Here is a 26,054-nt window from a genome sequence, read left to right as displayed (position 1 = left end):
ATATTATTAAAAATTCCAATCTGAGATATGTTCAGATGGAACTGTGAAAGACCCGAGATGGGCAATTAACGTCGCTTACGCTGAAACGGATAATGCAGTCTGCGGACTGCCGGGAAAATTCCCTTCTATTTCCGGCCTTGCTGTCCATCATCAGCATAGTTTTTCAGGGGTGAGGGATGGGGGAACGGTACTGCTGAAACCTGGGTCTTTTGGCTGGGCTGGAATCTTTCCTGTAAAACCGCTCTGCAACAGTCACATCATTATCAATACCTATTGAGATATGGGAGAATGGATTTGCCGAGGATAGCATCCGACAGTTGACTCTGCCAAAAAGAGTGTTATAGTTTTAGCAGACATGAGCTTCGAGTGCTAGAAAGGGGCGGTGTTATGGAACTGACCCAGCGGCAGAAACTCATTTTCAGGACCATTGTGGAGCGTTTCACCTGTACTGCCGAGCCGGTGGGTTCGAAGGCGCTGATGGAACTTCTGGACCGTCCGCTGTCCAGCGCCACGATCCGGAACGAAATGGCTGTGCTGGAGCACGCGGGTCTGCTGGAAAAGACACACATTTCCAGCGGCCGGATCCCCAGTCAGCAGGGATACCGCTATTATGTGGAGAATCTGATGGAAACCTCGCTGCCTTCTGCAGTGCGGGGAACTCTCCGGGATATCTTCATGGAACGGCAGTATTCCCTGGAGGAAATCGTCCGGATCGCCAGCGATGTGCTGTCGGAGATGACCAGCCTGACCAGCATTGTTCTGGGCCCGGATGCTTCGGCGCAGCGACTGCAGCACGTGACGATGGTGCCCCTGAGCGGCAGCTCGGCTGTGGCGCTGTTTGTCACGGATACCGGTCATACCGAGAACAAGCTGTTCCGGTTTGATGAGGACGTGAGTCTGAAGGATCTGACAACCTGCACGGATCTGCTGAACAGCCATCTGAAAGGAATCCGGCTGGACTGCATCGGCGGGCATCTGGAAGAACTGAAACCGCTGATGGCGGCGAAACTGGCCCGAAGCGAGGTGCTGTATGAAGCCTTCGCGGCGGCGTTCATGAATTTCGCAGCAGAGAAAATGGCGGTGTCCGGCCGCAGCAACATGCTGGCACAGCCGGAGTTCTCGGATGTGAACAGGGTCCGCAAGCTGATGAAGATTCTGGAAGACAGCGATTTGTTCAATGCCTGGGCGCACCAGGCGACGAATGTCGCGGTTCCCATCGGCACCCGCAATGAACTGATTCAGATTGGCGACTGTTCCATTGTCACGTCGAAGTTCCGCACCTGCGATCAGGAGGAAGGACGCCTGATGGTGGTGGGTCCCAATCGCATGCCTTATGCCAGAATCATCGCGGTGACAGACGCCATGAGCGATGTCATCGAGGAGATATTCGGCACAGACAAAAAAGGAGGTAGGCAGGATGAGCAAACACAGAAAGCCGCAGCAGGAACACGAGCCGGTGAAGGCAAAGCCGGAGGAAACCGAAGCGGCGGCTGAGGAAAACGTGACTGCCGAACAGGAAGCACCTGCGCCGGAAGCAGATCCGGCTGCCGAACTTCAGTCCATCATCTCCAGGCTGGAGGATGATCTGAAAGAAGCCAAAACGGATGTAGCCCGCGCCTATGCGGATGCAGACAACACAAGAAAGCGCCTGGCCAAACAGGCGGAGGCAGACCGGAAATACCGGTTCCAGCAGGCGGCACTTGAGCTGCTGCCGGTGCTGGATTCCATGAATCTGGCCCTTGCCAACGCCCCGGAGTCCGAGGAGACAAAAAACTTCGTGAAGGGATTTGAAATGATCCGCACGAAGCTGGAGGAAGTTCTGGACAAGGAAGGTGTCACGGAGATCGACGCTGAGGGAAAGCCCTTCGATGCTGCGACGATGCAGGCCGTGATGCAGGAACCGGCAGACGGTGTCGAACCGGGTACGGTGACCCAGGTGCTTCAAAAAGGATATATGTTAAAAGACCGGATGCTTCGTCCGGCTATGGTGAAAGTCAGCGCGTAAGCTGAGGAGGTATTCACAAATGAGCAAGATTATCGGTATCGATTTAGGCACAACGAACAGCTGTGTCGCTGTCATGGAGGGCAAGGAACCCAAAGTCATCCCCAACCCGGAAGGCAACCGGACAACTCCCTCTGTTGTGGCATTCAAGGACGAGGAGCGGATCATCGGTGATGCCGCCAAGCGTCAGATTGTTGTAAACCCCAACACAATCGCATCCATCAAGCGGAAGATGGGCACCGGTGAAAAAGTCGACATCAACGGCAAGCAGTACACGCCGCAGGAAATCTCCGCGATGATCCTGCAGTACCTGAAGGCGTATGCAGAGGAATACCTGGGCGAGAAAGTCACTGAAGCAGTCATCACTGTTCCGGCTTACTTCAACGATGCACAGCGTCAGGCCACCAAGGATGCCGGCACAATCGCAGGCATGGAAGTCAAGCGTATCATCAACGAGCCGACAGCCGCTGCTCTGGCTTACGGTATTGACAAGACAGACAAGGAACAGAAAGTCCTGGTTTATGACCTGGGCGGCGGTACCTTCGATGTCTCCATTCTGGAACTGGCAGACGGCACCTTCGAGGTTCTGTCCACCAACGGTGATACCCGTCTGGGCGGCGATGACTTCGATAACATCGTGGTAGACTGGATTGTTGATCAGTTCAAGAAAGACAACAACATTGATCTGCGCACCGACAAGATCGCCATGCAGCGTATCAAGGAAGCCGCAGAGAAGGCCAAGAAGGATCTGTCCGCAACGATGCAGACACAGATCTCCCTGCCGTTTATCTCCGCCGGTCCTGCCGGTCCGCTGCACTTCGATACAACCCTGACCCGGGCGAAGTTCAATGAAATGACAAAGTCTCTGGTTGAGCGCACCATCGTGCCGATTGAAAAGGCGCTGCAGGATGCCAACCTGTCTGTATCCGATATCGACCAGGTTCTGCTGGTCGGCGGTTCCACCCGTATCCCGGCTGTACAGGAAGCTGTAAAGAAAGCCACCGGCAAGGAACCCAACAAGTCTGTCAACCCGGATGAAGCGGTTGCCATCGGTGCTGCGATCCAGGGCGGTATCCTGGCTGGTGATGTCAAGGACGTTCTGCTGCTGGATGTTACCCCGCTGACGCTGGGTATCGAAACCATGGGTGGTGTCATGACACCGCTGATCGAGCGCAACACAACAATCCCGACGAAGAAGACACAGATTTTCTCCACCGCTGCGGACAACCAGCCGGCTGTTGACATCCGTGTTCTGCAGGGTGAACGTCCGATGGCTGCCGACAACAAGGAACTGGGCAACTTCCAGCTGACCGGCATTGCACCGGCCCGTCGCGGTCAGCCTCAGATCGAGGTTACTTTCGATATTGACTCCAACGGTATCGTAAACGTATCTGCGAAGGACAAGGCTTCCGGCAAGGAGCAGTCCATCGTGATCCAGAACTCCAATGGTCTGTCCGAAGACGAGATCAACCGCATGGTCAAGGAAGCCGAGGAAAACAAGGCTGCCGATGACAAGCGCAAGGAAGAAGTGGAACTGCGCAACAAGGCAGAAAGCTTCATTGCCCAGATTGATGCAACGCTGGAAGACAACAAGGACAAGATCGGCGAAGCCGAGAAGAAGCAGGTGGAAGACCTCCGTGCCGACCTGCAGAAGTCTCTTGACGAGAACGACATGGCTGCTGTACAGTCCAAGCTGGACGCTCTGGAAAAAGCGGCTCAGGCAATGAGCGCTTCCATGTATCAGAATGCCCAGGGCGCTGCTCAGGAACAGCCGGCATCCGACAAGAAGGATGACGACGATGTGGTTGACGCCGAGTTCACTGAAAAGAAATAAACACTGATCGGAGTATATCTGACTGGTGATTGATCCGGCTGACAAAGCCGAAACAGGGAATGGAAGGAGCTTTGCTTCTTCCATTCTCCTATTCGGGACCCGGGACGATGCGGCAGCGCAGGTTCCGGATGCCGAACAGGAGAATTGCGGCAGAATTTTGACAGGAGCGGATTGCATGTCCGGTCCGAAGCAGAAACAATAACGGTAAAGGAAAGGGATTGCCCCGCAGGGGGCGGTAAGCAGAGGGAGTATATGGCAGAAGAAAAACGGGATTATTACGAGGTGCTGGGGGTTTCCCGGACGGCGACCGAGGATGAAATCAAGAAAGCCTACCGGAAACTGGCCATGAAATATCATCCGGATGTAAACAAGGAACCGGATGCAGAGGACAAGTTCAAGGAAATCAACGAAGCCTACGAAGTGCTGGGTGATGAACAGAAGCGGGCGAATTATGACCGGTTCGGTTTTGCGGGCGTGGATGGCGGTTTTGCCGGGGGCGGCCAGGGATTTGACTACAATGACCTGTTCCGTCAGGCCACCGGCGGCTATGGCTTCGAGGACTTCTTCGGCAGCATGTTCGGAGGCGGTCAGAGCCGGCGCCGGGCGAACCAGCCGATGCAGGGAGAAGACCACTACCGGCAGATGGCGATCGACTTCATGGATTCGGTTCATGGCAAGACAGAAACCGTGACGCTGGATGTGGAGGAGCCCTGCGATCACTGTCATGGTACCGGGGCGGAATCCGAAGCGGATATCCAGACGTGTCCCAAGTGCAATGGCACCGGCCGCGTGGTGCAGACTGTGAACACGTTCTTCGGCGCGATGCAGCAGCAGAGTGTCTGTGACCGCTGTGGTGGTGCCGGCAAGATCATCAAAGAACGCTGTCATGAGTGCGGCGGCAATGGTCATGTCCGGAAAAAAGTGAAACTGGATATCAAGATTCCCCGGGGAATCCAGTCGGGTCAGCAGATCCGGATCCCCGGCAAAGGCGGTCCGGGAGAAAACGGCGGTCCCAACGGCGATCTGTATATTGAGATCATGGTGCGCCCGGATGCGCGGTTCAAGCGCGTGGGCAACGATATTTTCACGCAGAGCGATCTTTCGGCCCTGGATGCCATTCTGGGGACCACGCTGTCCGTGGACACGGTCAACGGGCCGGTGGATCTGAAAGTGCCGGAAGGCACGCAGCCAGGGCAGCGGTTCCGTCTCAAGGGCAAAGGCGTGACCAGCCGGACGGGACAGGGGGATCACTATGTGGATGTGAATGTCCAGATTCCGCGTCGTGTGTCGAAGAAGGAACGGGAGCTGTATGAACAGATCCGCAAAGGCGATTTTGCGAGTCCCTTCGAGAAAATCAAGAATGCCTTCAAAGGCGAAGACTGACAGACTGAACAAGCCGGGTCTGACTGGTTCCTGAACTGGAGCCGGCCGGACCCGGCTTTTCGTTTTGACAGCTGGAAGAAGTGAAGCAGATGTAAATTCACAAATATGTAGTATAATAAAATATATTGAAATAAAAAGCCTTTCCGTTATGCTGTTGGAACAGCCGGAAAGGAGCTTGGATGACAAAACGAACAACGGACATTGCCCTGGATCTCTCAGACAGCGAAAGTCAGGCGCTCTATGACGACCACGCCAAGCGTCTGCTGGGATACCGCTGGATCCTGGCAGCGTTTCTTCGGGAGAGTCTGCCGGAGGTGGCCAGATACACCACGGCGCAGATCGTGGAGATGACCGATCCGGATTTCCACCACCAGACTGCATCCGGATCTGCGGGTCCGGGGACTGAACACGGAATACAAGGATGTGCCGGATGAACACGACAACGGAAAGAAGAAAAAGCGGAGCCGGCAGATCCGCTTCGACATTCTGTTCCGGATCCGGCTTCCGGAGGGAGCCAGACGGTTTCTGATCAACATCGAGATTCAGAAAGAAAAGCCGGAGAAGTATGTGCTGCTGGACAGAGCCACAGCCTATGGAGCCCAGGGGATCACCAGTCAGCTGAATGTGGAGTAAATGTGGAGTATCTGAAGGGGAATTACAGTGACATGATGCCTGTGTACAGTATCTGGATCGTGGCGGGACAAAAGAAGAATACAGTCTCGACCTGGAAACTGACGGAAAGGACAGACGGGACTCCCGGAGAATGGGGAGAAGCGGACAAGCTGAGGCTGATGATCCTGGGATTCAACGAGAGATCCGGATACCAGGAAGGTGAAAAGCCCATATGGAATTTACTGCGGAGTTTATTTTCGACTACAATGAAAGTGGAAGAGAAACTGGAGATCCTGGAGAGATATGATGTACCGGTGATTGAGGATGTGGAAGAGGAGGTGCTGGATATGTGCAATCTGGGACGGGGTGTATATGAAAACGGCCAGAAGAGTGGAATCCTGTTAGGCGAAGATAAACTCACATACAGGATGGGACGGTTGAAAGAAGCAATGATCAAAGCAGGCCGACAACAGGAATTTCTGGATGCCGTGGGCAATATGAAGGCTATGGACCGCCTGTTTGCGGAATTTGGAATCTGACCACTGCCGCAGACCGATACCAGCCGCGCAGCATAATCAGTCAGAACAAAATGCTTCAGACATCGATTTGAGTCTGAAGCATTTTTTGCAAGGCATACAGGATTCTGCAGCTTCCTGACAGCCTTGTATCTCTTTTCCACGGATGCCGCGACTGTCCTCGCTTCTCAGCAGCGGGATCGTGCCAGATCCTGCCAGGAAATCAGCTGGACATCCTCTCTGTCCAGAAACCGGCCAAAGGTCTCCGACATCAGATTGGCTGCATCCTGATTTCTGCCTGTGGTGAGCCCGGACAGCCTGGCGAGATCTTCGTCAGCCCTGCCAGGATGCAGAGCCAGTTCCACCGTATCTGCGGCGCCGAACTCTCGGACCCGCTCCAGAATATCCTCTGGTGTCAGCGGATCATCGTTCTGGGAACTGACAAGTACAAGAGCCGGGACTTCAAAAGGTGTATCCCCTTCCTCCATGGGAAAGGCAATGAACTGCCGCAATGGCCGATCGTATTCCCATGCCAGTTTTACCAGAATGGCCGCTCCGCCGGGAATCCGTTCAATACCATGATGCGAATCCAGGTGTTCCGGCAGCTGTCCGGTGAGCTCCCGGAACCGCTGAATCTGCGCCCGCAGCTCGGTTTCCAGTTCCTGCAGGTCGCAGGGCTTCTGCAAAGCCCAGACGGATTTGTCAAAGGTTCCATCCGGAATCATCAGAGATGCAGGCTTTGTCAGTGGTGAACCGGCTGTGATACACAGATGCATCCCACAGGCAGCTCCGGGTACTGTTTCCACAAAGCCGCAGCTTCCGCGGCGGGCATGTTCACCATCCGCGGGATGGAATTCAGCCGACAGGCTGTGCAGGGAAAAGGTGCGGGGAGAAACAGATCCTGCCCGTTTGAGCAGTACGTTTTCACGCGCTTTGCCTGCAGGCAGCAGCCGGAGAACTCACAGCAGCGTACCGTTGCTCATGGCAATCAGTCCTGCATGCTCCAGCGCATCCAGCACCCCGTCCGCCGTAAAATTCGCACAGGCCTGCACCTGCACCGGAGCTTCCTTCATCGCCGCGGAAATCCCCGCAGCCGCCAGCATTCCCATGTCGTTGAAACCATCGCCGATTGCCATGACACTCCCCGCAGGAATCTTCAGGATATTCATGATCCGCGCCACGACAATCCCCTTGTCAAACGTCCGGTGCTCCAGGGCATCCAGCACCTGTTCCTTCACTGTTTCATCCGGCAGCAGCCAGGGGCGCTTCAGCCGCACCCTGCCCTGGGCTGCCTCCTGCAAAGGATCCTGCACCGGATCCTCGCCCTCTCCCGCCAGCACCACCCGGCGGCCCTGGTCTTTCGCATCCTGCATGATCCAGTCCAGCTCCTGGTCCTCGAAGAAGTCCTTTTCCAGAATGATCTTTCCCTTGTCCTGCACACAGGCGCCATCATAACTGATCACCCCGTCAAATCCGATATCCGGCACCTGGTTCGCACAGCGCCCCGTGACACCGAACACCAGAATCCCCTGGTCCTGCAGCAGCCGCACGGCCTTCAGTGCATGCCGGGATATCTCCTGCTCCCCATAGGGAATCAGCGTTCCGTCTATATCCATGAATACGATCCGAATCATAGTTCTTCCCCTTTCTCCGCCGGGAATGCTGTCTCCTGGCGGATACCCGCAGGAGTTCCGCCGCCTGCCCGACAGCCGGTTTTCCATTACTGTCACCCTATCATGAAACCCGGTTCCTGTCCCGCCCGGCATCACAAAGAACCTTCCCCAGCCATCCGCCGCCAGCCCCGGCCGCCCGCAGGGGTCAGCTTTCATGACGACAGATGTAAAACGATATGTAGTTGACGATATACGATATAAGAATATCGAAAAACGATAAAAATCTATCGACAAACGCAAACCGCAGGTGTATAACAAAGGTGTCAGAAGAAAGAGAAAAGGAGAAACACTCTATGAAACAGCTCCCCAGATTCCTACAGGTTCTCGCCTGCATCTTCCAGATCGTTGCCTGGATTTTCACCGCCATCGCGCTCATCGGCCTGATTGCCACCTTTGCTGTCCCCGGCAACATCGAAGCATTTCTCGCTTCCGGCGCCATAGCCGGACAGGACTTCGTCATCAACGGCTTTGGCACCACCGTCATCAGTGGCCAGACCATCACACTGGACATCGTCCGCTGGATCATAGCCTGCGGTGCAGTCACCATGTCTCTGACCGCCATGATCTTCCGCAACCTGTGGCTCATCCTCAAGACCCTCAAAGGCAGCGACACATTCGGAGAAGGAAACACCCCCTTTACACCGGATATCACCCGCATGGTCCGGGAAATCGGCATCTTCTTCATCGCCATCCCCCTCACCGAACTCATCTTCAGCTGCCTCATGCATCTCGCCTGCGGCAACGTTGAACCCTACGTGGACGTCTCCGGCATTATGACCGGCCTGGTGATCTGGTATCTCTCCCGGATCTTCGGATACGGCCAGCAGCTGCAGTCTGACGTGGAAGGCCTGGTATGATCCGCATGCATCTGGACCGGCTCATGGTGGAACGGCATATTTCACTCAATGACCTCGCAGACAAAGTCGGCATTACACCGGCCAATCTTTCCCGGATCAAAAACAACAAAGTCAACGCTCTGCGCTTTTCCACCCTGGAAGCCCTCTGCCGCGAACTGCACTGCCAGCCCGGAGACCTGATCGAATACACCCCGGAGTAAAGCAATCCGGATGCCGATGGCTGCCGTGCCGGCAGCAGGACAGGGCAGACAGCGGCCCGAATCAAACCACCTGCAGAAATCAGGCTCCCGATGGGGCCCGAACCTGAAAAAGGACTGCATCCAGGCCAGTCACCTGCATGCAGTCCTTTGTTCTGTCACTGTTTCAGAGTCACCTTTGCTCATTCTCCGGCATACCCGCCGCCTTCGGCGCCCAGATACGTTTCCAGAGGGATGTTTCTTGCCTGAATCTCCGGCGCCAGCTCTCCGATGTAGCGGATGTGCCAGGGTTCCGCCATGTAACCCGTGACGGGTTCCCAGCCTTCCTGATAGCGGACAATGAACCCGTATTCCTGGGCGTGATCCAGAAGCCACTGAGCCTCTGCGGGATTCTCAAGCAAAGCCCCGCTGCTGTGCTTCAGATCGAATGCCAGCCCTGTCTGGTGCTCGGAAAAACCCGGGCGGGCGGAAAAGGTATCCGCTGCTTCCTGACCGCTGGATGCCACATAGCCGTTGTACAGCTCGCTCTGATACTCATAGGAACGGAACCCGCTCCAGGAATCCGAGACATCCAGTCCCTCTGCTTGCATGGCTGCAATCAGCTGGCGGGCAGCCGCCGCAGCTGTGGGATCTTCTCCCGGTGCATAGTCCGGAGAAACACCGTATTTCTTGTTCACAATGGGAATTCCCGCAATGGTGGACGGCCCGCCGTTTTCTCCCGGCGTGACTTCCACAGACCCTGCTGCGGCTGCCCCGTTCTGCCGTTTGTCTGTGTCCTTTCCGTCCATGTCTTCCGTATTCTGCCTGTCTTCCTGAATTTCCACCGTGTTCCCGTTTCCATCATTCGGTTCTGTATCCTCTGCAGCTCCGGAACCGCAGCCAGCCAGAATGCCTCCCAGCAAAGCCAGGAGCAGTGCTTGTTTCCTCATAGTCTGTTCCTCTCTTCTCTTAACCACTATTTTGCCATTTTCCATCCTATTGTGCATCCCCGCCGTAAATCCACCCCGGTTCCCTGCCGGAAGCATGACTCTGCTCTGGAACCCCCGGCATCCATCGGCAGCGCGGGGCGGTTCATGGAAACAAAGCATCACCCGGCATGCGGCGGGCCTGATATATTAAAATCAGAACACAGAACAGTCAGGAGGACCACCATGCCGCACAATGACAACCGGAAACAGCCAGCTGTAAATGCCAGGACCAGACTGCGGGCAGCCGCGGTGTTTCTGTGTCTGGCGCTGGCAGTGGCCGGGGGATATTTTCTGTTTGGTCAGCAGGAAGATCAGCAGGGGACAGCCGGCCGGCGGAATCTGGCGCAGGCACTGACCGGGCGTGAACCGGCGGTGTTTCTCAGGGTGAAGACTGACAGAGACGGTGGTCTGGCGGCGGGCGCGGTGCCGGAGACCATTTATGTATTTCAGAACGGCGCGGTGTCGGAATGGAAAGGCACGGACCGCGGGGTGAATCTGCACACGCTGGGGCTGGGGGATGGCCGGGAGATCCTGGCCATGATGGACGGCGGCTGTTTTACGGATGCGGAGTTTGTGGTGGATACAGCCCAGAACCGGACGGAGGTATGTCGGGCAGGGAATCTGCTGTTTGCGCTGGCGGGCGAGCCGGAGAGAATGCAGGTGGATCAGCTGGTGTTCAGCGGATGGCGGCTGGAGGATGATCCTGACAGTGTGATCCTGGCGGCGGGCATTTCTCCGGAGGCGGCGCAGTGGACGGAGGATGACCATGTCCTGATGAATCCTTCCCTGCATGAGAAATTCGCCTTTCTGCAAAGTCATGCCCAGGACCCGGCGTGTCAGGGCCGGCAGGAGATGGCGGCTGTACAGGAGGAAAAAGACGACCTGGAGGGCCTCAAACCCGGGGTGTATCAGGCGGCATACGATATGAATCTGCGCACGTCCTGTCACAAGGGGGCCCGGGTGACGGGGTCTCTGTGGACGGGTCAGGAGGCCCGGATCGAGTTGCTGGAACGGGCGGAGGACGGCTCTGTCTGGGGGCGCATCCGGCCGGGTGAATGGGTGTGTCTGCGGGATGCGGAGTATGAATATCTGCATCCGGTACAGGAGGAAAATGCGGTTCAGCCCTGATGCACGGGTCGGAATGCCGGGACAAAAAACGCCTGGGGAGTACAGAGCAGGTTCTCTGTTCCCCAGGCGTTTTCTGCATATGGGTGTTTATTCCATGGTCTCCGAACCGGTAAGTCCGCCTTCCAGGTATCCCTGGGAGAATCCGTCCTGATAGCACAGTTCTTCGAAGTTCTGAAGCCAGCTTTCCAGCGTGGTCTGGTCCGGTTTTTCGGAGAGGATCTTCTGTGCCAGCTCCTGCCGGGCTTTTGCCTGCGCGGCTTTGATGCTCTGATATTCGTCCTGGCCATCGGCTTTGGCCATGAAGCTGTCAAACCCGGCTTTCGCCTTGTCCCAGTCCTTGCGGATGCTGCTGATGAATTCGTTCATGTGACTGCCCCTTTCCGGCGGCTGTCCGGCCGCACTGTCAGCTTCATTGTAGCCGCTGGAGCCGGGATGAACCTGCGAGGTGCCCGCTGAAAGCCGCCGGAAAGCGGACCGGACGCGGCTGTACGGCAGGACAGCGGGGAGGGAAGTCTGTCAGTGGCTTCTGTGTCTGTTTTCCTGAAGGTATGAGTCGCCGTCCAGAAAGAAGACGGTGATGGTGGCGCGGCACAGCAGGTCTTCCCGGTCGTTGCAGATGAACACTTCATAGACGCCGGTGGTGCGCCCGGCTTTGACCTCGGAGCCGATGGCAATCAGCTTGCCGCCCCGTCCGGGAGAAAGATAGTTGATGGAGGCGGACAGTGTCACGGAGTCTCTGCCGGTGGTGAAGCTGGCGCTGCCGGCAGCGGTGTCTGCCAGGGAAAACAGCGCCCCGCCGTGAACAAACCCGTGGATGTTCAGAATGTGTTCATCGATGATCATCTCCACCCGGGCATAGCCCCGGCGCAGTTCCGTGACGCGCATGTCGTTGGACTGCAGGTACTTGCTGGAGGAGTTCAGACGGTGTCGAAGCTCCGTAAAGGCGGCTTCCTGCTGGCTGGCGGTCTGCTGGGACCGTTCTGTGGTTTCTGTTTCGTGCATACAGGAATTGTAGCACCGGAGGATGGCGATGTTGTATAATACCTGTTATCGAAAAGAGAGGGGTTTCAAAATGTCCAATGCAGTTCTTCAGGTGATCATCATGATCATCGTGATTCTGTACTGCGCATATATGCTGTATTCCAGCCTGCGTCTGTACAAAAAAGACAAGTCCGGCACCGCGGAGTATCTCACGGTGCATCCGGACGCAAAACGGGAAAGCTACAGCCTGTGGCAGGCCTGGATGCTGGTGGGTATGGCTGTTCTGTGCTTTGTCCTGGTGTTCTTTGGTCAGCTGATCACACCGGAGGGCCAGCAGGTCTGGATTTACCAGCTGACCTATGTGGCTCTGGGGCTGGTGTTTCTGGGACTGTCGCTGGATGTCTGGCTGCACCGGCGGCTGATTCTGAGCAGTGACGGTTTCTTCTATGCCGGAGAGATTTTCCGGTTCCGGGCAATCCTGGGCATGGATCAGAAACGGGGCATTTTCAAGAATGTGAAACTGCATCTGGCCAATGGTCAGGAGCTGGAAATGACCAACCGTGTGGGAATGGCGGTCCGGGAGGAATGGCTGTCATGGAAAGAAAAGAAAAAGGAAAAGCGAAAGAACCGCAGAAGCCGCTGAGGACTCTGCTGCTTTGCGATGTGGACGGAACGCTTCTGATCAATGACCGGATCTGTCCCGAAGATGCAGCGGCGCTGCAGCGCTGGAAACAGGCCGGTAATCAGTTTGGTCTGGTGACCGGCCGGGGTGAAGCCTTCTGCCACCAGCTCTGCGGCAGACTGGGGGTTACACCGGATGTGCTGATCACGGACAACGGCGCCCAGGTGATGCTGGGAGGCGAGTGCGTATACCGGCAGTGGCTGAAGAGCAGCCAGGTGAAAGCTGCGCTGGACATACTGCAGGATGCGGGTCTGTGGCCCGGCCTGTGCGTCCCCTTTGTGACCATGCCGGATGGTGCACACCGGTTCTGCCGGCGGCGGATGCCTGTGGCTGCGATGGAACGGATGATGGAGGTGCAGGCACATCTGACGTATTTTTCAGAGCAGGATCTGGAGGATCTGCTGGCTGAAAGCCCGTCCGTGCCGGGCCTTTCTCTGTATGTGTGGGATGAGCGGAATACAGCGGGTGTGCTGGAACAGGCCCGGGCTCTGGCTCCGGAAATGCAGTGGCATCAGACTTCCCATGATTATGTGGAAGCCTGTGAGTCGGACAAGTCCCTGGCTCTGAGAGCGCTGCTGTCGCAGATGCCGGAGATCCCGGTGTGTTTTGCGGGAGATGGTCCCAATGATGTGCCGGTGTTTGATATGCTGGAAGATGCCTGGTGCATGGATACAGCCGTGGATCCGGTGAAAGCCCATGCACGCTATGTCACAGAAAGTGTAGCCCAGGTGATTGAAAGGAAACTGGATTATGTCGAAGAAACGTAAGAAAAGCCCCGGCGGGACCGCGGCGAGTCTGGTGATTGAAGCGCTGAAAAAACGGGATGCCACATCTCCGGAAACAGCGGTGCCCCTCAAGGTGTTCAAGGATCTGCCTCTGCAGACCAATACGCTGTCCTACACTATTGGCAATCTGATTGAAGAAGGCATTGTGGTGCAGACACCGGAGGAGAAGTATTATTACGATGAAATCGGGTTCAAGGCACTGGAGATGAAATTCGTCCGGGGCTACTCGATGTTTTTCATCATTCCCATTGCGGCGATGCTGCTGCTGTGGGCAGCAAGCAAGTATCTGTTCTGATCAGCCGGATTTGGCAAAGAGTCCGGAGGTCATGCGGCGGCACCCGATGTTCCGCCGCTTTTTGCATCCGGTCTGCCGGCTGTGCTGATGCCTTTCGTGAATCTGCAGAAGCAGGCGGAGCCTGGACCGGCAGACTGAGTTCGGTATGCGGCGGAACACGGTGACCGGGATGATATACAGAGGCAAACGGCTGTAACATTCATGGACGTTTCTATAAAATTCCAGTCATGAAACCGATGAAAATAATGAAAGAATCTGCGCTGGCGTTTCTGGGCGCCGCTGTTCTGTGCCTGACTGGCTGCGCTTCGATGAATGGCTCCGGCGGTCAGAACCATCCGGCTGCAGAAGCAGAAAGTCATGCACACAGTGAAGCACAAGCCGGTGGTGACGCTACTGTGAAAGACCGGATGGCAGCCGGAATCCTGGAAGAAGTGAACAGGGATCTGGAACGGGCAGTCAGCTGCATGCAGGACAATGATCCGCAGTATGCCTCTGCGCTCTATGCCCTGGTGCAGTCCTGCGAGAAAGGAAAACAGGGGCTGCCGGATCAGACCGTTGCGGCTGTGCCGGGCAAAGACGGCAGCCTGTCCATCGTCCCGGTGGACAAAGCCGCCGGAAAAGCTGTCATTGTCTGGGACCCGGCTGTCAATGCCCTCTGGAGAGGCACACTCAGCAAAAGCGGAGCCATGGATGGCCTCGGAATCTATCTGGATTACACCTTTCCGGAGGATGGAAATACCTGCCGGGTTCACTGCAATACCGGCACATTCAGGGATGGCAGGCTCAATGGCGAGGGGACTGCCTGGAATCTGACGTATGCCATTGATCAGCAGACTCTTGCCGATATCCGCTATAGCGGCACCTTCAGGGACAACATCCTGGAGGGGGCAGCCACGATGGAGGTCTACCCCTTCGACGGGGATGCACTTTCCGGAACCTTCACCACCAGAAACGGATCCATGGTCGTCATTCAGGAAACCGCCGATGGCGAGGCAGTGGCAGCGGTGGATCAGAACGGAGATCCGCTGATTGTTGTTGACCCGGAGAATCCGGGCCATGTGGTGATTTCCAGTCAGGACTGGCACTGAGACGGTCGGTCCGGACAGCCTGGATCCTGAAAAAAAGAATGATTGTGCACCAGCCCGGAGCCGCCGCAGACTGTGGCCTCCGGGCTTTTTGCGATGTGGTTTCCCGCTGTTTTCGCAGTCAGTTCCGGCGGATTTCCGTCAACCGGTTTGACCGGACAACAGCTGCGGAAAATATTGGGAACAAAATCCCAAAATTACTGTAAAGGAAGCAAAAAGGACCTGAAAGCGCTTTCTACTGCAAAGTTGATGTAATGTACCGAGGTAAAATATGGGTTTTCATGTGATAATTGTCATGTTCTGTTTTACACTCTCCAGAGTCTTTGCTAGAATGTGAGTAACGAGCGCGGTTTGAATGCGCTACCAAATGGAGGAAGTCAAATGAAGTATGTAGTGATGGTCAGTCACGGCGAATTTGCACCCGGACTGCACAGTGCCGTCAACATGATGACAGGCGACCGTCCGGATGTTCTGGACACTTCGCTGAAGGCTGATATGTCCGCCGATGAGTTTGCCGAAAACTTCCGCGAACTTGTAAAAGACATCAAGGAAGACGATCAGATCATTCTGCTGGCAGACATTCTGAGCGGATCCCCGTTCACAAACGCCCTGTCCGTTCTGGATGAAAAAGGCATGCTGCCCAATACGCTGGTCATTGCCGGCATGAACATGCCCCTGGCAATCACGGCTGTTCTCATGAAGGACAACTTCGACGACCTGAACCTGCTCAAGGACACGCTGCTTTCCGAAGGCCGCGCCGGTCTGACAGAGTTTGTGGCTGTTGCCGACGAGGACGAAGACGATCTTTAGGAACTGACGCGCAAGCGCGGCTCAATACATCATTAGGAGGACACAACATGATTACATTTATGCGGGTGGACGACAGAATCATCCACGGTCAGATCATCACAAGATGGTCCAAGGAATACCCCTGTGACGGAATCATCGCAGTCAACGACAAGGCTGCCACGACTCCCGTACTGGCTCAGTCTTTCAAGGCTTCCACTGACAAGAAAGTCTTTGTATGGACCAAGGAACACTTCAAGGAAGTGCAGGACAAGGTTCTGAACTCCGACAAGAAATACTTCCTGATCACCAAGAACCCCGTGGACATGAAGGAGATTCTGGTGGACATGGACTTCAAACCGGGCATCAAGAAACTGATCATCGGTCCCTGCAACGACCGTCCGGGTGCCGTGAAGCTGGGTCAGAACCAGTCCATCACACAGGAAGAAGCCGATGCGCTGGAAGCCATCAGCAAAAAAGGCTACGACATCGAGTTCGCTCTGGTCAAAGAGTCCTCGATCGGCGAATGGCCCAAATTCAGGTCTAAATTCGGTTACTGAGCCGGATATAGATAAACAACAGAGTTATTGCAGAAAGCAATAAAAGGAGAAAGGTTTTATGAGTTTATTTCAAGCTATCCTGATTGGTTTGATGTCTTGTACTGCCGCTTCCACGATCGCCTGCCTGGGAACAACAGTTGGTAACTATACCCTGAACCGTCCCCTGGTTGCCTCTCTGTTTGTCGGACTCATCCTCGGTGATGTATCCGGCTGCATTCTGATTGGCATTCCGATGCAGGTAATGTGGATCGCCCTGGTTACCCCGGGTGGAACAGTAGCATCCGACCTTCGTGCCGTATCCTACATTGGTATTCCTCTGGCATATGTTGGCTGCCGCGCTGCCGGCATCGACTACGCTTCCGATGAAGCATTCCAGCTGGCTTCCTCCATCTCTGCCCTGACAGGTACCATCGGTATCACCCTGTTCTACGGCACCGCGATGATGAACCTGATCTGGCAGCACATCGGCTGGGCTGCTCTGGACAAGGGCAACTTCGAAATCGTCGGCAAGGTGGACGCACTGATGCCTCTGATTTCCCACTTCTGCCTGTCCTTCCTGCCTGTAACACTGCTGTGCTACTTCGGTTCCACCGCTGTTGAGGAAGTATTCCAGTATCTGGATACATCCGTTTGGTACGTAAAGGCTCTGCTGACAGTCGGCTCCGTTCTTCCTGCAGTTGGTATGTCCATCCTGCTGAAGTCCGTAGTCAACAAGACATCTGACCTGCTGTACTTCATGTTCGGTTTCGTTCTGGCCGCTGCCATGGGTCTGACCCTGCTGGCTGCCACCGTAATCGGCGGCGTATTCGCCCTGATCAACTATCAGCTGACCATGGCCAAGAAAGCACCTGCTGCTGCAGCCGGAGTGGTCGTTGAAGAAGAGGAGGACATCTAATTTATGAAAAAAATTAGCAAGAAGACTCTGAACAGCGCATTCTGGAAATGGTGGTATGGCAACCTGACATGCTTCTCTCACGAGCACATGCAGACATTCGGTTACATGTGGGCCATGATCCCCATTCTGAAAGAACTGTATCCGACTCACGAAGAGCAGTCCAAGAAGCTTGAAACTTACTATGCATTCTTCAACACAGAACCGCAGATCGGCTGTATCGTAGTCGGCATCACCGCAGGTCTGGAAGAAGCACGTGCAAATGGCGCAGAAGGCATCGACGATGAAATGATCAACGGTATCCGTGCTGGTCTGATGGGCCCGCTGGCTGGTATCGGTGACTCTCTGATCGTTGGTACTTACATCCCCATTCTGCTGGGTATCGCAGTTGGTTTCGCCGAAGGCGGAAACGTTCTGGGCCCCCTGTTCTACATCATCGTATGGAACGCAACTTCCATTTGGTTCCAGAAGTTCATCTTCGACAAAGGCTACTCCCTGGGTGGATCCGCTGTTGAACTGCTGGTAGGCGAACAGGCTACGGCTTTCCGTGAATCTGTTATTATCCTGGGTCAGGTTGTCGTTGGTGCGATGGCTGCTTCCTGGGTTAACATCACAACTCCGATTCAGATTGCGACCAACTCCGAAGGCGAACCTGTAATGCTGCAGGCCAACCTGGATGGCGCTTTCCCGAAGATCCTGACGATGCTGTTTGTCCTCCTGTGCTGGTGGATGATGGCGAAGAAGGGCATGACACCGATCAAGACTCTGCTGATCATGGCTGTTGTGGCTTTCGTTGGATCCGTTTGCGGAATCCTGGGATAAATCCGTACATCAAAGAGATGAAGGAATCTCCTTCATCTCTTTATTTGTATCTGTTGTTTATTTGAAGAAAGGGACCAGCCATGGCAAAACTGTCAAAAAAAGAACGGGAAGCGCTGGGCGCCTCCATTCAGCAGGAAAATGAAATGCTCAAGCGGGTGGTGAAAGTCGCCCGGAATGCGTCAATTGTGCTGGCTATATCACTGCTTCTGGTTTTCTGGGGATTCACAGGTATGAAGGATGCCTTTCTCCCGGATATCTCCGAAGGGGTGCGGAATGTGGTGAAATGGATCGCGCTGATTGTCGCCGTTCTGTCACTGCTGCTGCTGGTGTTTGCGCTGACTGCCAGACACAATGGCCGAAAGCATGTGCTGAAAAACATTGACCGGTACCAGGGAAAAGCCTGATACCGGCTTTTGTCATTTCTGACCATTTCCTTAACAGATTGGGCAAAAAGCCGGGCAAAACAGTTCCATGCTATAATGTCCAAAGGAAAGAGGGGCACCAGATGGAGAACAGAAAACTCAGGATCAATATGTATTCCAGCGCCGACAAGGTCGATGGACAGGGTGTGGGAAGTGCGTATAAAGAGCAGGTGGCTCTTGTCAGCCAGGCCCGGGACCTGTTTGATGTGGAAGTCAACAAACCGGACAGAGAAGCAGATATTCAGCATTTTCACACCATTGATCCTCTGTTTTTTCTGCGCATGAGAAACAAAAAGGCTGTCAATGTGGCATATTGCCACTTCCTTCCGGACACGGTGATGGACGGGAGCCTGAAAGTGCCAGGGCCCCTGCGCAAGATCGTTGCGGAGTATATCATCCGTTTCTACAATGCCGCAGATCATCTGATCGTGGTCAATCCCAGCTTTATTCCGGAACTGGAAAAATACGGAATTCCCAGACGAAAAATCCGCTATATACCCAATTATGTCTCTCATGAAGTATTCCATCCCCTGGGGAAGGAAAAACGTGATGCAGCCCGGCGGGAATATGGCATTGATCCGGATGCGTTTGTGGTGCTGGGAGCCGGACAGGTTCAGACCCGAAAGGGAGTACGGGATTTTGTGGAGACCGCAAAGCGGCTTCCCCATCTGACGTTTGTCTGGGCCGGCGGTTTTTCTTTTGGAAAAATCACAGACGGGTATGAGGAACTCAAGGAAATCATGGACAATCCCCCTGCCAATGTGATTTTCACCGGGATTGTGCCCCGGGAAAAGATGGCGGAACTCTACAATATGACCAATGTACTCTTTGTTCCGTCCTATAACGAACTGTTTCCCATGACCATACTGGAAGCAGCCAATCTGCATGTACCCATGGTCATCAGGGATCTGGATCTGTATAAAGAAATCCTCATGGGACACTATATGCGGGGGGATTCTGTGGAGGAATTCACCGAACTTCTGCACGTGCTGTCCTCCACGCCGGAGGTATATGCGCAGTATCAGGAGGAAAGCCGGAAAATTTCCGAGTACTATTCCGCTGATCATGTTCTGAGCATGTGGAAGACTTTCTATGTACAGGCCTGGAAGTACAAGGATCATTTCCGTTCATGAAAAAAAGCAATTATATCTGGAACTTTCTGCTCATTGCGGCTCTGACCGCAGGGGCCCTGTGGTTTGCCCTGAAGGACAATTACCAGGAAGTCATGGATGCCATTGGCAAAATCAGTCCCCTGGGACTGGTGGTGATCCTCAGCTGGGGGATTCTCTTCACCTGTGTGTGGGGGCTTGCCTATAAGGTGCTCGCCCGGAAATATGTGAAAAACTACACCTGGTGGGACGGGATCGTTGTGGCCTTTACCGGTACCTTCTTTTCGGGCATCACACCGAGTTCCACAGGCGGTCAGTTCGGGCAGGCATACATCCTCAAGAAACAGGGAATCGACTATTCAGACGGAGCCAGTCTGCTGTGGGCGGATTTCATCATCTACCAGACGACCATGATGGTGTATGTCACCATTCTCTTCCTGCTGAAGTTTTCCTATTACGCCCATCAGTCTGCCTGGTTCACCATCATTCTGGCAGGCTATGTGGTGAATATTCTGGTGATTCTGTTTCTGTACACCATGGCCCTGTTTCCCACTGTGTACATTTCACTGGCTCACCGGCTGGCCGGACTGCTGTCCCATTTCCGGTTCATCAAGAATCCGCAGCACATGATTGAAAGCTGGACAGTGCAGATGACATCCTTCACCCGGGAAATCAAGAAACTTTCCAGGGACAGAACAGTCATTCTGCAGTGTGCAGGCATCAACTTTGTGCGGCTGACCATGTTGTACATGCTACCCTTTATCATTGCGCGTTTCATGCACATTGATCTGCATTTCAGCCAGCTCATTGACGTCATCGCCCTGTCCAGCTTTGTGTACATGGCCAACAGTTTCATTCCCATTCCCGGCGCCTCCGGAGGAACAGAAGTCCTGTTCAACATCGTGTTTTCCACCTTGCTGGGGAGCCTGGCTTCTGCGGTGATGATCCTGTGGCGGGTTTCCACCTATCACATTATTCTGGTTCTGGGCGGGGTGATGTTCATGATTGCCCGGGCCAGATACGAACGCCGGGATCAGCAGAGTCCGGTGTCACTGAATCCGCAGCCGGCCATGGAAGCGGATTTGCAGTCTGCGCAACAGGCGGATCCGGAGTATCCGGAGACCGGAGCGCCCGCCGGCGGGGAACCGGTGGGATTGTCCATTGATGACCTGCGGCCCGTCGGGTGCGCAGACAGCCGGCAGGAACCGGCTATGGAAACCGGTGAGCGGAAAATGGAAGATGGAAAGGACATTGCTTCATGAGGATCGGAATTTTTACAGATACGTATCTGCCGGATATCAACGGGGTTGTGTCCAGCATCGTAACGCTCAAAGGGGCGCTGGAGCGCCTGGGACACAAAGTTTTTGTGATTGCCAATCATTCAGGATCGGCCATTTGCCGGGAAGGAGATGTACTGCGCCTTCCCGGCATTGAACTGAAACGGCTGTATGGCTACAAGATGTCCAGCCCGTTCCAGCTCACGGCGGACCGGTATATCAGGGAAATGGACCTGGATGTAGTGCACGTCCAGACCGAGTATGGCGTGGCCATTTACGGCCGTCAGGTTGCCAGGGATTTTCACATCCCCCTGGTGTATACCTATCACACCATGTGGGAGAACTATACGCATTACTTCAACCCCATGGAGCTCTCCGGCGTGGAGAAACTCTCCAAAGCGGCTTTGCGCAGCATCAGCCGTACCTACGGCAATGGCGGGCAGGCAGTGATCGCCCCAAGTCAGAAAACCAAGGAAGCCCTTCTGAGCTATGGTGTGATCACCCCGATATATGTTGTGCCCACCGGGCTGGATCTGTCCCGGTTTGACATGAGCAGACTGGACCCCGGGCGAAGAGAACAGCTGGCGGCTTCCCTGGGGCTGAAACCCTCGGATCACATTGTGCTGTTTGTGGGCCGTCTGGCGAAGGAGAAAATGCTGGAGATGGTCATTGAAGCCGCAGCACAGGCGCAGGACAGCAGCCTCCGGCTGCTGGTGGTAGGCTCGGGACCGGATGAAGCACATTATCATGAGATGACCAGGGAGATGCAGTCCACCGGACGCATCCTGTTCACCGGCCGGGTGGATGCGGTGGATGTGCCCTATTATTACGGACTGGCGGACTGTTTTGCTTCCGCGTCCACATCCGAGACCCAGGGCATGACGTACATAGAAGCCCTGGCGGCGGGACTGCCGGTATTCGGCCGGCGGGATCCTGTGCTCACCGAACTTGTCACGGAAGGAGTCACCGGCGGGTATTTTGATGACGCCGGGGAACTGGCCCGGAAACTGGATGCCTTTTTCACAAACGGACATCCGGATATGTCCGAAGCCTGCATACAGAAAACCCGTCCGTACACCACGGAAATCTTCGGCAGCAAAGTGGCATCGGTTTACGAGCAGGCGATTTCCGACTATGCCGCGACCTATGACGTGGAGAAGATGCGGGCTGTGGGGGAGTTCATGTATCTCACCCTGCAGCGGGAAGCAGATGAGGAGCCTCTGAAGCTGCTGATTCCCATGGATGATTTCTTCGATCTGAAAATCGGGCTGCAGGCGAAACTGGATGAATGGGTGGTCAGAAACTACCTGCAGTTTCAGAATTACTATAAAGCCTGGATGGCAGCCCGGAAAAAACTGGCTTCCCGGGACATGACATCCTGGCAGCTCAAGGACTGGCTGGTCCGGCGCCGCGGTCTGGATACCGCCAAAGCCGGGGCTGTGGTGGAAGAATTCACAGTCCGGGGATACCTGAATGACGGAGAGTATGCCCGCAGCAAAGCGGCCTACTGGCAGGGGATGGGCAGCAGTCTGCAGACCATCCGGCGGCGGCTGACCAAAGACGGACTGGATCCCGAGCTGGTGCAGACCGTCCTTTCGGAAATGGATCCCGATGCAGAATATGACAGTGCCCGCAAGGCAGCCCTGGGCATGCTGAAGACAATGAAGGCCCAGTCCGCCCGGTACAAGCGTCAGCTGGTTGTCCGGCGTCTGGTCAGCCGCGGGTTCTCCCCGGAGATTGCCCGTCAGACCGGTGATGATCTGGAACTGGAACAGGATGACCATCAGGCCCTGGATCAGGCACTGGAGAATGCAGCCAGACTGTATGCCTCGCTGGACGGCGACCGGCGGAAGGACAGAATCATTCAGTACTGCCTCCGTCAGGGATTCACCCTGGATCAGGTGCTGGAAAAACTGCCCGGCGCTCTGGAAAACCTGCAGGAGCCGAATCAGCTGGATCAGAAGGAAAAAGGGGCCTCCGGGATGGAGGAGCCCGGTACAGACAGTCGGGATCTGAACCGGACAGAGGAATGAAGCCCGAAAAAAGAAAAAGAGAATCCGCTGCCCCGGCGGCAGACGGTCAATCAACAGAGGCGATGCCAGGCATCGTCGGGAAGGATGGACAATGATCAAGGAACTGAATCAGGAAGGCAGGGCCCGGGTACGGGCCCTGATTACAAAGTGTGATACCGGCAGGACAGGAAAAGGCACGCCCTACCTGTCCCTGACGCTGGAAGACAAAAGCGGCCAGCTGGATGCCAAGTTCTGGAATCTCACCGAGGAGCAGACAAGGCAGTATGCAACCGGTCAGGTCGTGGAGGCTTCCGGGGACATCATTCTCCACCGCAATGCGGTGCAGCTGCGGATCCGGCATCTGAATGTGGTGCCGGGCGCGGATATTCTGGACTTTGTCCGGGAAGCTCCCGCCCCGCGGCAGGAACTGGATGACATGCTGCAGAAGGTGCTGGATTCCATGAATCCGGGTCTGTATCTGGATGTGACCAGGGATCTGATCGACAGCCGGCGTCAGGCGTTTCTGACCTGGCCCGCTGCCACCCGGAATCATCACAACTATGTGGGCGGCCTTGCCTGGCACACGCTGTCCATGGCGAAAGCCGCGGATGCGCTGCTGCCCCTGTATCCCTATCTGGACCGGGACCTGCTCATGGCCGGAATTCTGCTCCACGATCTGGGGAAAGTGGAAGAACTGTCGGCACCGATGCTGGCAGAATACACCAGCGAAGGCAATCTGATCGGGCATATTTCCATGACGTCCGGGTGGATCGAAGAAGCAGCCCGGCGCACCGGACATGACCGGGAAGAAGAGCGGGAACAGTGCATGCTGCTGCGGCACATGGTGCTGTCCCACCATGGAAAGCAGGAATTCGGTTCTCCGGTGGAGCCGATGATTCCGGAAGCCGAAATGCTCAGTCTGCTGGATGATCTGGATGCCCGGATGTTCATGATGAAACAGTCCATGGATACCACAGCGCCGGGACACTTTGGTCCCCGGGTGTTTGCACTGGAAAACAGGATGATTTACCGGCCCCGGTCCTATAGCCAGCAGCCGGTTCCGGCGGAAAACCGGGAGAAGGCCGCAGAAAGCGGCCAGGCAGAAAACGGAGGAAAACAGGCATGAAGGTAGGATTTGTATCCCTGGGATGCTGCAAGAATCTGGTGGATAGTGAGCAGATCATGGGGGTTCTGCGGGAAAACGGTCATGAAATCGTGGCGGATCCCCGGCAGGCGGAAGCCATTGTCATCAATACCTGCGGTTTTATCCAGCCGGCCAAGGAAGAATCGATCAATACAATTTTCGAAATGAGCCAGTATGCATCAAAACTGATTGTGACCGGCTGCCTGGCACAGCGGTATGAAGACACGCTGCGTCAGGAGATCCCGGAAATCGATGCCGTGATTCCCATCCGGGACTATGGCGAACTGGCTGAAAAACTGCAGGAAGTGCTCAATGACGCAGGAAATGGCAGCTTTGCAAAGTCTGAAAGGGCTTTGAGCGGCAATCCCTGGAGCGCATACGTGAAGATAAGCGATGGATGCTCAAATCGCTGCGCTTACTGTGCAATTCCTTTGATAAGGGGAAATCAGACGAGTAAACTTCTAAGTGAGGTCAGGGAAGAGGTCGAAGCCCTGGCTGAACATGGTGTCAAAGAAGTAACTCTGATTGCCCAGGACACCACGAAATATGGCCTGGACAATTACGGACGGCTGATGCTGGCCGACCTCATTCGGGAGGTCGATCAGGTCGAAGGGATACACTGGATCCGCATCCTGTATATGTATCCTGACGAAATCACCGAAGAAGTGCTTCAGGCCATGAAACAGAGCAGCAAAGTGCTTCCTTACTTCGATATCCCCATGCAGCATGCGAACAACCGGCTTCTGAAGCTGATGAATCGCCGGGGTTCGAAGGAAGAGGTTCTGGCGCTGGTGAGCAGAATCCGCGAGTTGTTTCCGGAGGCAACCCTGCGGACGACAGCAATTGTCGGCTTTCCCACTGAAACCGAAGAGGAATTTCAGGAACTGCTCAGCTTTGTCAAAGAGGTCCGCTGGGACCGGTTCGGTGCCTTCACTTACTCCAGAGAAGAAGACACACCGGCCTGGTCCATGAGCCCTGAAGTGGATGATCAGACGGCTCAGCGGCGGCTGGATCAGCTGATGCGGATCCAGGAAGAAATCTCGCTGGAAAGCAATCAAAAGAAGATCGGACAAGTGATCGAAGTTCTCGTGGAAGAACGGGAAGCACTGACCGGACGCTACAGAGGGAGATCCAGAGCGGATGCTCCGGACGAAGCGGATGGACAGGTGATTTTCACAAGTCCCCGGGAAATCGATCCCGGCTCCTTCGTTCATGTACGCATTGACGAAGCGAGGCCGTACGATGTCGCAGGCGTGCTGGCTGAATAAGCCAGGGTCCTGCTGACGACTAAGGAGGTCGAAGATTCTATGACTAAAGAAGAACTGGTAAGCAAGCTGACAGCTGCAGTTGGTGATACCCCCTACGGCAAGGAACTGGTTGCAGAAGCAGAAAAGACATTCGGCGACAGTGAACAGAAGTATGGATGGGATATGAAAGACCGTCTCGACTTACGTCTGGCTATCCTGAAAGCCTATGCCAAAATCGACAAGACATTTGGCAAAGAGGCCCGTGAGACCGCGGAAGAGGATAAGATCGCGATCATCGACAAAGCTCTGAAGGCAATTGAATAACACTGCGGACCCAAAATCCGTATGATGGAGAATATAAACGAGGTACATACAATGACAAAAGATGAAATGATTGCAAAACTGACACCGGCTATTGGTGATACTGCTTACGGCAAGGCTCTGATCGAGCTGCTGGCTGACACATTTGATGATGCAGACAAGAAATACGGCCAGGATGCACTGGACCGCATCGATGACCGTCTGGGCTTCCTGAAGGGCTGGGAAAAGAAACACGCTGCCCTGGGCGAAGAAGCCAAGGCTGCTGCTGAAGCAGAAAAGGTAGCTGTACTGGAAAAGGCACAGGCTGCTCTGAAGTAAGAAACAAATCAGAAGAAGAGGCAAAGAATATGACAAAAGATGAAATGATCGCAAAACTGACACCGGCTATTGGTGATACTGCTTACGGCAACGCTCTGATCGAGCTGCTGGCTGACACATTTGATGATGCAGACAAGAAATACGGCC

General features: G+C 55.0%; 31 protein-coding genes. 26 read left to right on the top strand and 5 right to left on the bottom strand.

The window, feature by feature from the left end; genetic code table 11:
- Positions 1–387 precede the first annotated feature (387 nt).
- The 7 genes from hrcA (at position 388) to QZ305_RS05075 (ending at position 6,370) form a co-directional block, all read left to right on the top strand.
- A complete protein-coding gene (gene hrcA / locus QZ305_RS05105) occupies positions 388–1,494 on the top strand; it encodes a heat-inducible transcriptional repressor HrcA (RefSeq protein WP_294730591.1) in 1,107 nt (368 codons plus the stop codon).
- Complete coding sequence (gene grpE, locus QZ305_RS05100) at positions 1,418–2,005, top strand: nucleotide exchange factor GrpE (protein ID WP_294730590.1); 588 nt, start codon at positions 1,418–1,420, stop codon at positions 2,003–2,005. The genes hrcA and grpE overlap by 77 nt, the downstream gene beginning before the upstream one ends.
- Before the next feature lie 19 nt (positions 2,006–2,024).
- On the top strand, positions 2,025–3,836 hold the full coding sequence (gene dnaK, locus QZ305_RS05095; RefSeq protein ID WP_294730588.1) for a molecular chaperone DnaK: 1,812 nt from the start codon (positions 2,025–2,027) through the stop codon (positions 3,834–3,836).
- 252 nt (positions 3,837–4,088) lie between these two features.
- Positions 4,089–5,219, top strand: coding sequence for a molecular chaperone DnaJ (dnaJ, locus tag QZ305_RS05090; protein WP_294730587.1), 1,131 nt, complete (start codon positions 4,089–4,091; stop codon positions 5,217–5,219).
- Positions 5,220–5,398: 179 nt separating this feature from the next.
- A complete protein-coding gene (locus tag QZ305_RS05085; RefSeq protein ID WP_294730585.1) occupies positions 5,399–5,653 on the top strand; it encodes a hypothetical protein in 255 nt (84 codons plus the stop codon).
- Positions 5,643–5,852: a hypothetical protein gene (locus QZ305_RS05080; RefSeq protein ID WP_294730583.1), complete on the top strand. Its 210-nt coding sequence runs from the start codon at positions 5,643–5,645 to the stop codon at positions 5,850–5,852. Before QZ305_RS05085 ends, QZ305_RS05080 begins: the two co-directional genes overlap by 11 nt.
- 32 nt (positions 5,853–5,884) lie before the next feature.
- Positions 5,885–6,370 (top strand): hypothetical protein, encoded by a 486-nt coding sequence (locus tag QZ305_RS05075; protein ID WP_294730581.1) that lies wholly within the window; start codon positions 5,885–5,887, stop codon positions 6,368–6,370.
- A gap of 164 nt (positions 6,371–6,534) precedes the next feature.
- Here QZ305_RS05075 and QZ305_RS05070 read toward each other — a convergent pair whose 3' ends face one another.
- Together QZ305_RS05070 and QZ305_RS05065 are read right to left on the bottom strand one after the other, a co-directional pair.
- Complete coding sequence (locus QZ305_RS05070) at positions 6,535–7,152, bottom strand: ChbG/HpnK family deacetylase (RefSeq protein ID WP_294730579.1); 618 nt, start codon at positions 7,150–7,152, stop codon at positions 6,535–6,537.
- A 153-nt stretch (positions 7,153–7,305) separates the two neighbouring features.
- Complete coding sequence (locus QZ305_RS05065) at positions 7,306–7,980, bottom strand: HAD family hydrolase (protein WP_276814805.1); 675 nt, start codon at positions 7,978–7,980, stop codon at positions 7,306–7,308.
- Positions 7,981–8,312: 332 nt separating this feature from the next.
- Between QZ305_RS05065 and QZ305_RS05060 the strand changes: the two genes are divergently transcribed.
- Both QZ305_RS05060 and QZ305_RS05055 read left to right on the top strand, forming a co-directional pair.
- Positions 8,313–8,876 (top strand): hypothetical protein, encoded by a 564-nt coding sequence (locus QZ305_RS05060; protein ID WP_294730575.1) that lies wholly within the window; start codon positions 8,313–8,315, stop codon positions 8,874–8,876.
- Positions 8,873–9,076 carry a helix-turn-helix transcriptional regulator gene (locus tag QZ305_RS05055; RefSeq protein ID WP_294730573.1) on the top strand — a complete coding sequence of 68 codons (204 nt, stop codon included), beginning with the start codon at positions 8,873–8,875 and terminating at the stop codon, positions 9,074–9,076. Before QZ305_RS05060 ends, QZ305_RS05055 begins: the two co-directional genes overlap by 4 nt.
- 179 nt (positions 9,077–9,255) lie before the next feature.
- Here QZ305_RS05055 and QZ305_RS05050 read toward each other — a convergent pair whose 3' ends face one another.
- Positions 9,256–10,002, bottom strand: coding sequence for a M15 family metallopeptidase (locus QZ305_RS05050; protein WP_294730571.1), 747 nt, complete (start codon positions 10,000–10,002; stop codon positions 9,256–9,258).
- Between the two features lie 222 nt (positions 10,003–10,224).
- On the opposite strand from QZ305_RS05050, the gene QZ305_RS05045 reads away from it, so the two are divergent.
- Complete coding sequence (locus QZ305_RS05045) at positions 10,225–11,169, top strand: hypothetical protein (protein WP_294730569.1); 945 nt, start codon at positions 10,225–10,227, stop codon at positions 11,167–11,169.
- 87 nt (positions 11,170–11,256) lie between these two features.
- Here QZ305_RS05045 and QZ305_RS05040 read toward each other — a convergent pair whose 3' ends face one another.
- Positions 11,257–11,535 carry a hypothetical protein gene (locus tag QZ305_RS05040; protein ID WP_294730568.1) on the bottom strand — a complete coding sequence of 93 codons (279 nt, stop codon included), beginning with the start codon at positions 11,533–11,535 and terminating at the stop codon, positions 11,257–11,259.
- A 150-nt stretch (positions 11,536–11,685) separates the two neighbouring features.
- Positions 11,686–12,171, bottom strand: coding sequence for a PaaI family thioesterase (locus QZ305_RS05035; RefSeq protein WP_294730566.1), 486 nt, complete (start codon positions 12,169–12,171; stop codon positions 11,686–11,688).
- Between the two features lie 70 nt (positions 12,172–12,241).
- Between QZ305_RS05035 and QZ305_RS05030 the strand changes: the two genes are divergently transcribed.
- The 16 genes from QZ305_RS05030 (at position 12,242) to QZ305_RS04955 (ending at position 25,907) form a co-directional block, all read left to right on the top strand.
- Entirely contained in the window at positions 12,242–12,793 is a 552-nt protein-coding gene (locus tag QZ305_RS05030; RefSeq protein ID WP_294730564.1) for a hypothetical protein, read from the top strand.
- Positions 12,745–13,599 carry an HAD family hydrolase gene (locus QZ305_RS05025; RefSeq protein ID WP_294730562.1) on the top strand — a complete coding sequence of 285 codons (855 nt, stop codon included), beginning with the start codon at positions 12,745–12,747 and terminating at the stop codon, positions 13,597–13,599. Before QZ305_RS05030 ends, QZ305_RS05025 begins: the two co-directional genes overlap by 49 nt.
- Complete coding sequence (locus QZ305_RS05020) at positions 13,583–13,912, top strand: hypothetical protein (RefSeq protein WP_294730560.1); 330 nt, start codon at positions 13,583–13,585, stop codon at positions 13,910–13,912. The genes QZ305_RS05025 and QZ305_RS05020 overlap by 17 nt, the downstream gene beginning before the upstream one ends.
- 227 nt (positions 13,913–14,139) lie before the next feature.
- Positions 14,140–15,000, top strand: a complete 861-nt coding sequence (locus tag QZ305_RS05015) for a hypothetical protein (RefSeq protein ID WP_294730558.1) — start codon at positions 14,140–14,142, stop codon at positions 14,998–15,000.
- Between the two features lie 378 nt (positions 15,001–15,378).
- Positions 15,379–15,807 (top strand): PTS sugar transporter subunit IIA, encoded by a 429-nt coding sequence (locus QZ305_RS05010; RefSeq protein ID WP_294730556.1) that lies wholly within the window; start codon positions 15,379–15,381, stop codon positions 15,805–15,807.
- Between the two features lie 47 nt (positions 15,808–15,854).
- Positions 15,855–16,343, top strand: coding sequence for a PTS sugar transporter subunit IIB (locus tag QZ305_RS05005; RefSeq protein ID WP_067559754.1), 489 nt, complete (start codon positions 15,855–15,857; stop codon positions 16,341–16,343).
- A 58-nt stretch (positions 16,344–16,401) separates the two neighbouring features.
- Positions 16,402–17,238 carry a PTS sugar transporter subunit IIC gene (locus QZ305_RS05000; RefSeq protein WP_294730552.1) on the top strand — a complete coding sequence of 279 codons (837 nt, stop codon included), beginning with the start codon at positions 16,402–16,404 and terminating at the stop codon, positions 17,236–17,238.
- A gap of 3 nt (positions 17,239–17,241) precedes the next feature.
- The gene (locus tag QZ305_RS04995) at positions 17,242–18,057 is read left to right on the top strand and encodes a PTS system mannose/fructose/sorbose family transporter subunit IID (protein WP_294730551.1); all 816 of its coding nucleotides are present in this window, start codon (positions 17,242–17,244) and stop codon (positions 18,055–18,057) included.
- A gap of 80 nt (positions 18,058–18,137) precedes the next feature.
- Entirely contained in the window at positions 18,138–18,461 is a 324-nt protein-coding gene (locus QZ305_RS04990) for a hypothetical protein (RefSeq protein ID WP_294730549.1), read from the top strand.
- Between the two features lie 101 nt (positions 18,462–18,562).
- Positions 18,563–19,612 carry a glycosyltransferase family 4 protein gene (locus QZ305_RS04985; RefSeq protein WP_294730548.1) on the top strand — a complete coding sequence of 350 codons (1,050 nt, stop codon included), beginning with the start codon at positions 18,563–18,565 and terminating at the stop codon, positions 19,610–19,612.
- The gene (locus tag QZ305_RS04980) at positions 19,609–20,850 is read left to right on the top strand and encodes a lysylphosphatidylglycerol synthase transmembrane domain-containing protein (RefSeq protein WP_294730547.1); all 1,242 of its coding nucleotides are present in this window, start codon (positions 19,609–19,611) and stop codon (positions 20,848–20,850) included. The genes QZ305_RS04985 and QZ305_RS04980 overlap by 4 nt, the downstream gene beginning before the upstream one ends.
- The gene (locus tag QZ305_RS04975) at positions 20,847–22,898 is read left to right on the top strand and encodes a glycosyltransferase (protein ID WP_294730546.1); all 2,052 of its coding nucleotides are present in this window, start codon (positions 20,847–20,849) and stop codon (positions 22,896–22,898) included. Before QZ305_RS04980 ends, QZ305_RS04975 begins: the two co-directional genes overlap by 4 nt.
- A gap of 91 nt (positions 22,899–22,989) precedes the next feature.
- A complete protein-coding gene (locus QZ305_RS04970; protein ID WP_294730545.1) occupies positions 22,990–24,003 on the top strand; it encodes a 3'-5' exoribonuclease YhaM family protein in 1,014 nt (337 codons plus the stop codon).
- Complete coding sequence (rimO, locus tag QZ305_RS04965; RefSeq protein WP_294730544.1) at positions 24,000–25,289, top strand: 30S ribosomal protein S12 methylthiotransferase RimO; 1,290 nt, start codon at positions 24,000–24,002, stop codon at positions 25,287–25,289. The genes QZ305_RS04970 and rimO overlap by 4 nt, the downstream gene beginning before the upstream one ends.
- 39 nt (positions 25,290–25,328) lie before the next feature.
- Positions 25,329–25,592 (top strand): FRAT-87 protein, encoded by a 264-nt coding sequence (locus QZ305_RS04960; RefSeq protein ID WP_294730543.1) that lies wholly within the window; start codon positions 25,329–25,331, stop codon positions 25,590–25,592.
- Between the two features lie 51 nt (positions 25,593–25,643).
- Complete coding sequence (locus tag QZ305_RS04955; RefSeq protein ID WP_294730542.1) at positions 25,644–25,907, top strand: FRAT-87 protein; 264 nt, start codon at positions 25,644–25,646, stop codon at positions 25,905–25,907.
- The last annotated feature ends 147 nt before the right edge of the window (positions 25,908–26,054 follow it).

The sequence above is a fragment of the uncultured Faecalibaculum sp. genome, from assembly GCF_910588395.1.
Classification (GTDB): domain Bacteria; phylum Bacillota_I; class Bacilli_A; order Erysipelotrichales; family Erysipelotrichaceae; genus Faecalibaculum.
Note: the sequence above shows the minus strand (reverse complement) of the source record. Positions and strands in the feature narration are given on the sequence as shown.